Here is a 6,256-nt window from a genome sequence, read left to right as displayed (position 1 = left end):
GTGGTGGGTGGAGAGGGTGGGTGGGGGGAGGGGGGGAGGGGGCCCCGGGGAAGCGAGCGGCATCACAACTCCGCGCAGGAAGATGGCCGAGCCGACTACCTCCGCAGAACCGCCCCCCCCCCCCCGCCCCCGGGGGCGTGCGGCCACCGGCCGTGCGCCCTCCCCGCCTTCCCGGCTTCCTCGCCTTCCCCGCCCTCCCCGCCCGCCGTGGCGCCTGGTACCGCGGGGTGTGGTGTCGTGGGCGGCCGTGGTGGGGAGGCTGGTTGCTTGTGGATGAGGTCGAGGTCGTCGTCGCGCACGGCGAGCGGGTGACGCTGCGGGTCGGGGACGTGTTCCTGAAGGTGGACGGGGACCAGGCGCGTATCGATGTCGAGGTCGAGGCGATGTCCCTGGCGCCGGTTCCGACCCCCGAGATCCTGTGGCGCAGACCGCCGGTGCTGGCGCTCGCGGCGGTGCGGGGGGCGACGCTGGGGCGTCTGGGTGGTCCGTCGGTGGGGTCGCCGGCGGCGTGGGCGGCGGCGGGCGCGGCGATCCGCCGGCTGCACGAGGCGCCGGTGCCGCCGTGGACCGGCCGGGCGGGGCGCGGCGCCGACGTGTTGGTGGCGGAGTTGGAGGAGGAGTGTGCCCTGCTGGTGGCGGAGGGTGTGCTGCCGGCGGCTCTGGTCGCGCGCAACCGGCGGGTCGCCGAGGCGGTGTTGAGGCCGTGGACGGGGGCGTTCACACACGGTGACCTGCAGATCGCGCACGTCTTCGTCGAGGGCGGGGAGGTCAGCGGCATCATCGACTGGTCGGAGGCGGGGCGGGGTGATCCGCTGTACGACCTGGCGACGTTCACGCTCGGGCACGAGGAGCGTCTCGGGGACGTGGCCGCCGGTTACGGCACCGACGTCGATGTCGACCTCGAGGTGATCCGGGGGTGGTGGTCGCTGCGGAGTCTGCTGGCGGTCCGCTGGCTGATCGGGCACGGTTTCGATCCGTTCGCGCCGGGCTGTGAGGTCGACGTGCTCAGGGCCCGGATGTGAGGCCGCGGGGGGACCGGTCGGGCCCGGGCCCTGTCCCGTGCTGGTCCGGGCCGCCGTGCGGGCCGCCGTTCGACGGCCCGGCCGGGGGCGGTCCGGTGCGGGGGAATGGGGTGTCGGGTTTGGTGGTTGGGGGTGTCGGCCCGTGTACGTACGGATGGCACGGGTGTGTGGGGTGTCCGGCTGTGGGAGAGGTGGGGTTTCGTGGAGATCGGCGACATCGAGGTTCTGGCGGTCGTGGACGGGGTGGGTGTGGAGGTGGCTGCGGAGATCCTGAGTCGTCCGGGGGTGGCGGATCCGTGGGCGTGTCACGGGCACCACCGGGAGGCGGACGGGAGTCTGCATCTGCCGTTGGGGGGCTTCCTGGTGCGTCGTGGGGAGCGGGTCGTGCTGGTGGATGCGGGGGTGGGGCCGTTCGACGACGGCCGCTACCGCGGGGGTGCGCTGCTGGACTCGCTGGCGGGGTTCGGTGTGGCGCCGGGGGATGTGACGGACGTGCTGTTCACGCATCTGCATTTCGACCATGTGGGGTGGGCGTCGGTGGAGGGGCGGGCGGTGTTCCCGCGGGCGACGTACCGTGCGCACCGGGCGGACTGGGAGCACTTCGTGACCGGGCCGGGGGCCACTCCGGAGGCGGTGGCGAAGCTGGCGCCGGTGGAGGGGCAGTTGGAGTTGTTCGACGGGGATTTCACGCCGGTGCCGGGTGTGGATGCGCTGCACCTGCCGGGGCACACGCCGGGGACGACGGTGTACGTGGTTTCCTCCGGTGGGCGGCGTGCGCTGCTGCTGGGGGACGTGGTGCACTCGGTGGTGCAGTTCTCGGAGCGGGACTGGCAGGTGGTGTGGGACGTGGATCCGGTGGCGGCTTCGGCGGTGCGCAACCGCATCGCGGACGAGGCCGCCGACACCGACGATCTGCTGGTGGCCGCGCACTTCCCGGGGATGCGGTTCGGCCGTGTGCTGGTCGGTGACGGGCCCCGGCGCTTCGTCGCGATCTGAGACCCCGCCCGGCCTCCGGCCCCGGCCCTGGCTCTGGCCCCGGACCTGGCGCCACGCCATGTCCCGCCCGGGGCCGGGCGGGTCAGGTGCGGGGGTGACCGAGGGCGGCCATCATCGCGGCGCGGGCAGCGGTGACGGCGGACTCGACTTCCTCGGGCGCGACTTCGCGGATGCCCGTCGCCATCCGGGCGAACTCCTCGACGTTGCCGTGGCTGATGCCGACGTTGTGGTGGGTCTGGTCCTGGTACACCTGCGCCACCTGGTCGGCGGTGCGGAAGTTCGCGCCCGTGCCGGCGCGCAGTCGTTCCTGGTTGACGACCGCGGTGTTGGGGGTGTCGAACGCGCCCGGTTGTTGGTTGGGCGTGCCGCGGCGCTCGAGGAACGCCCAGTAGTCGCGCTGGTTGAGGGTGAACTCCAGGACCCGTTCGTTCTCGGGGGCGGAGGAGTTGGCGTTGTTGAACACGCTGGTGTGCGAGAGCGAGGTGGTGAAGTACTTGCGGTACTGGTCGCTCTGGTTGTAGTTCATGGCGGTGGTGAGCCGGTTGCGGATCGTCCCGGCGCCGGTGAAGACGGCGGCTTCCTGGGCGGACATCTTGCGGTAGAGGCGGATCGGCTCGGTGGCGGCGACGTTCATGGGCTTGGCGGAGGCGTGGTAGGCGTTGACGGCCTCCGTGATCGTGGTCCAGACGCGGCCGAGGACGGCTCTCCGGAAGCGGTCGTCGCCGTACAGGCGGTCGGTGTAGATGTTCTGTCGCTCCTTGAACTCCCAGAAGGCCCCGTCGAAGTTGTCGTAGGTCCCCTGCTCGTGGACGAAGTTCGTGAACTGGCGGGTGAACTCGGCGAAGTTTTCCGCGGTTATCGTCCCGGCCGGGCCCGGGGCCGGAGCGTTCTGGGCGGGGGCGTCCTGGTCGGTGGTGCGCTGGACGGGGGCGGTGTGCCCGCAGCCGGCGTCGTGGGTGTGCTGCTCCCGGGCGAGGAGTTCACCGAGCGCGCGGTTGCCGACGGTGCGCTGCAGGGCGCGGGCCGTGGCGGGTGTGAGCGGGCCGGTGGCGGGGCGGGCGGCCGTGGAGGGCGCGGGGGAGGGGCGGCGGCCGGTGGGGGAGTCGGGCCGTGCTGTCCGGTGCTTGGCGTGGATGACTGCCTCCAGGTGACGGTTCCCGATCCTCGGGCGAGGGTGGCACGGGCGCGGTGGCGCGGGGAAGGTCCGAAAGGGCAGTGCGGGGGCAAGGCCCCGGGCCCGCCACGCCCTCGGAGGTGCGCGGCAGGCCCGGGGCCCGGCGGGGCGGGCCCGGGTGGCGGGTCAGGGAGTGTGGATGCCCTGGCCCGGGGTGAGGATGCCGGCGGGGTCGTAGCGGCGCTTGGCGCGTGAGGCCTGGTCCCACAGCGCGCCGTAGTGGCGTTGCCAGTCGGTGCGGGTCATGTCCGGGATCGCTCCGATGAGGTAGCGCTTGCCGCCGAGTTCGACGGCGAGGTCGTACAGCCGCCGGTTGCGTTCGAGCATGGCCGCGGTGTCGGAGCCGGCTGCGGGGAAGGCGAGCAGGTCGAAGTGCCAGCCGGTTTCCTGGTCGGGCAGGACGGCCAGCGGGGCGCGGACCTTGGAGCGCTGGTAGGGGTAGAAGAGCAGCAGTCCGGCGCCCAGGTCGGCGGCGGTGAGGACCTCGGCGGCGCGGGCCATGAACGTGCGGGCGGTGGAGGCGGGCAGGAAGACGCTCAGCCAGGGCTTGGGCAGGGCCCAGTACCCGGCGGCGCGCAGGTAGTCCGCGAAGCCGTCCACGCGGAACGCGTACTCGCGCCAGCTCTGCTCCACCACCTTTGTCTCGGCGGGGGTGAGGCCGGCGAGCAGCGCCGTGGTGTCCACGCTCTGTCCGGTGTCGGCGAAGGCGACCAGTTCGGCCTTGTAGCGCCAGTGCGTGCCGTCCGGGCTGCGGACGACGTCGCCGACCTGGAGGTCGAAGCGGCCTTCGGCCATGACCTTCTGCTGGTCGGCGAGGTAGGTGTCGAGGTCGTCGTAGTGGAGGGAGAAGACGTGGGCGCGTTCGGGGGCGGGGACCAGGGCGAGGGTGGCGCGCACGATGATGCCCGCCTGGCCGCCGCCGGCCAGGACGGCGTCGAACAGGTCGCGGTTGCGGGTGGGGGAGGCGGTGACCAGGTCGCCGGTGCCGGTGACGACGTCGAGTTCGAGGACGTTGTCGGCCTGCAGGCCGTGGCGCTGGACGGCGCCGCCGATGCCGCCGACGCTCAGGGTGCCGCCGACCGTCAGGTGGAGGTAGTCGGTGAGGACGGGGGGTACCCAGCCGGTGGCCAGGGCGGCTTCGGTGACCTGGGCCCAGGTCGCTCCGGCTTCGACGACGGCGCGTCCCGGGTGCAGGGACAGGATCTTGGACAGGCCGCGGGCGTCGACGGCGATGCCGCCGCGGGGGTTGGCCTGGCCGTAGCTGGAGTGGGACTCCAGGCTGGCTGCGCCCGTGCGGGCGAGGTCGCCGCTCTGTGCGTTGACGGCCACCGGGATGCGGTGGCGGCGGGCGAAGGCGAGGAGTTGCTGCACGTCGCGGACCGAGCCGGGGCGCAGGACGGCGCGGGGGGTGGCGGTGACGAGGTGTCCGAAGTCGCCGGCGAAGCGGTCCAGAGCCTCGCGCTGGAGGGTCACGGTGCCGTCCAGGGCGGGCAGTTCGGCGACGTCGGTGCCGGGTGCGGTGGCCCAGGCGGCGGTGGTGGTGTTCCAGCCGGTGACGGCGGTGGCGGCGCCGGCCGCGGCGGTGGTGAGGAGGGCGCGGCGCGACATTCCTGACCTGCTCATATCAGAATTTCTCCGATCAGTCGTCAAATAGGGATTGTTGTACCGCAACCATCGGGTGATCACCTACTGGCCCGCACCGGTGGCCCGGAGCCCGGAGCAGTTGTCGAGTTCCGCGGACGGGGCCAACCGGCCGGCGGTCGCCGGTATGGTGGGTTCGGGCCGTGACTGGCGCTGAGGTGGAGTACCACCGGGGAGCGGCCTGACGCCTCGTCGATGCCGTGCGCCTGGGCACCTCACTGTGGAGCTCGGGAGTGGTACGTGGTGGAGACGCAGCAGGCGCGGCTGATGGACGGTACGGATCTCGCCCGCCGAATCATCGGGACCAGTGCCGCGGCCGCCGAGGACGTTCGTCGGCGCGCGGGGGTGTCGCCCTGTTTGGCGACCGTGCTCGTGGGGGAGGATCCGGCCTCGGTCACGTATGTCCGGATGAAGCAGGCCCGTTGCGCGAAGGCCGGGATCCGCTCGCGACACGTGCCGCTGCCCGCCTCTGTGAGCACCAGCGGCCTGGTGGAGACCGTCACCGCGCTGTCCGAGGATCCGGACGTGCACGGCATCCTGCTCCAGCACCCGGTGGGGGCGCACATCGATGAGCGTGCCGCGTTCGAGGCGATCGCCCCGGAGAAGGACGTCGACGGGGTCACCATGCATTCCTTCGCGGCGATGGGGTTCGGCCTGCCGGGCTTCGTCTCCTGCACGCCCGGAGGGATTGTGCGCCTGCTGGACGAGTACGACGTCGACCTCACGGGCAAGCACGCCGTCGTGGTGGGGCGCAGCCCCATCCTCGGCAAGCCCGTCGGGATGCTCCTGCTCGGGCGGGACGCCACGGTGACCTACTGCCATTCCCGCACCGTCGGTCTGTCGTCGATCGTGCGCGAGGCCGACGTCCTGGTGGCCGCGGTCGGCCGGCCGCGCTTCATCGACGGGGCGGACGTCAAGCCCGGCGCGGTGGTGATCGACGCCGGTTACAACCCGGGCAACGTGGGAGATGTCGACTTCGAGACCGCCCGGCACAGGGCGGGCCTGATCACTCCTGTCCCCGGCGGTGTCGGTCCGATGACGATCGCCGTCCTCCTTGAGCAGACCGTCGACGCGGCCGCACGCCAGCTCATCCGGCCCTGACCCGGGAGCTGCCGGTCGGCGTTGGGCTGCTCGCGTTCGGCCGGTGGTGGGTTCGGGACGGTCCCGGGTCCCGGGTCTCGGCGGCAGCGTGTTCGGGCTCGTCATGGTGTCCCTGCTGCGCTCGGGGCCGGGTGGGCACCGGTGGTCGCGCGCTGTCGGGCTTGGGCGGACTCGACGGGCTCGACCCCCGTGGCCGGGGCCTGCCCTGTCTCGTTCTGTGGTGTTCCTGGTTGGTGGGGTGGGGTGGTGTTGTGGTTACGATCGGTGGGTTGGGGTGTGGTGGTGTGGTGTGGGTGGGTTTGGTGGGAGTGGGTGGATGGTG

Annotated in this window: 5 protein-coding genes and 1 riboswitch; of the genes, 3 read left to right on the top strand and 2 right to left on the bottom strand. The window is 72.6% G+C overall.

Going from position 1 to position 6,256, the window contains the following annotated elements:
* Positions 1–269 precede the first annotated feature (269 nt).
* Together ABZW03_RS35585 and ABZW03_RS35580 are read left to right on the top strand one after the other, a co-directional pair.
* Positions 270–1,022 carry a phosphotransferase gene (locus ABZW03_RS35585; protein ID WP_355267984.1) on the top strand — a complete coding sequence of 251 codons (753 nt, stop codon included), beginning with the start codon at positions 270–272 and terminating at the stop codon, positions 1,020–1,022.
* A gap of 201 nt (positions 1,023–1,223) precedes the next feature.
* On the top strand, positions 1,224–2,018 hold the full coding sequence (locus ABZW03_RS35580) for an MBL fold metallo-hydrolase (protein WP_355267981.1): 795 nt from the start codon (positions 1,224–1,226) through the stop codon (positions 2,016–2,018).
* Positions 2,019–2,100: 82 nt separating this feature from the next.
* Here ABZW03_RS35580 and ABZW03_RS35575 read toward each other — a convergent pair whose 3' ends face one another.
* Both ABZW03_RS35575 and ABZW03_RS35570 read right to left on the bottom strand, forming a co-directional pair.
* Positions 2,101–2,652 carry a hypothetical protein gene (locus ABZW03_RS35575; protein WP_355267978.1) on the bottom strand — a complete coding sequence of 184 codons (552 nt, stop codon included), beginning with the start codon at positions 2,650–2,652 and terminating at the stop codon, positions 2,101–2,103.
* 666 nt (positions 2,653–3,318) lie between these two features.
* The gene (locus ABZW03_RS35570) at positions 3,319–4,815 is read right to left on the bottom strand and encodes an FAD-binding protein (RefSeq protein WP_355267975.1); all 1,497 of its coding nucleotides are present in this window, start codon (positions 4,813–4,815) and stop codon (positions 3,319–3,321) included.
* A 151-nt stretch (positions 4,816–4,966) separates the two neighbouring features.
* Positions 4,967–5,052: riboswitch (ZMP/ZTP riboswitch) on the top strand.
* 21 nt (positions 5,053–5,073) lie between these two features.
* Between ABZW03_RS35570 and ABZW03_RS35565 the strand changes: the two genes are divergently transcribed.
* Positions 5,074–5,934, top strand: coding sequence for a bifunctional 5,10-methylenetetrahydrofolate dehydrogenase/5,10-methenyltetrahydrofolate cyclohydrolase (locus ABZW03_RS35565; RefSeq protein ID WP_355267972.1), 861 nt, complete (start codon positions 5,074–5,076; stop codon positions 5,932–5,934).
* Positions 5,935–6,256 lie beyond the last annotated feature (322 nt).

It is taken from the genome of Kitasatospora sp. NPDC004799, from assembly GCF_040609095.1.
Classification (GTDB): Bacteria; Actinomycetota; Actinomycetes; order Streptomycetales; family Streptomycetaceae; genus Kitasatospora.
Note: the sequence above shows the minus strand (reverse complement) of the source record. Positions and strands in the feature narration are given on the sequence as shown.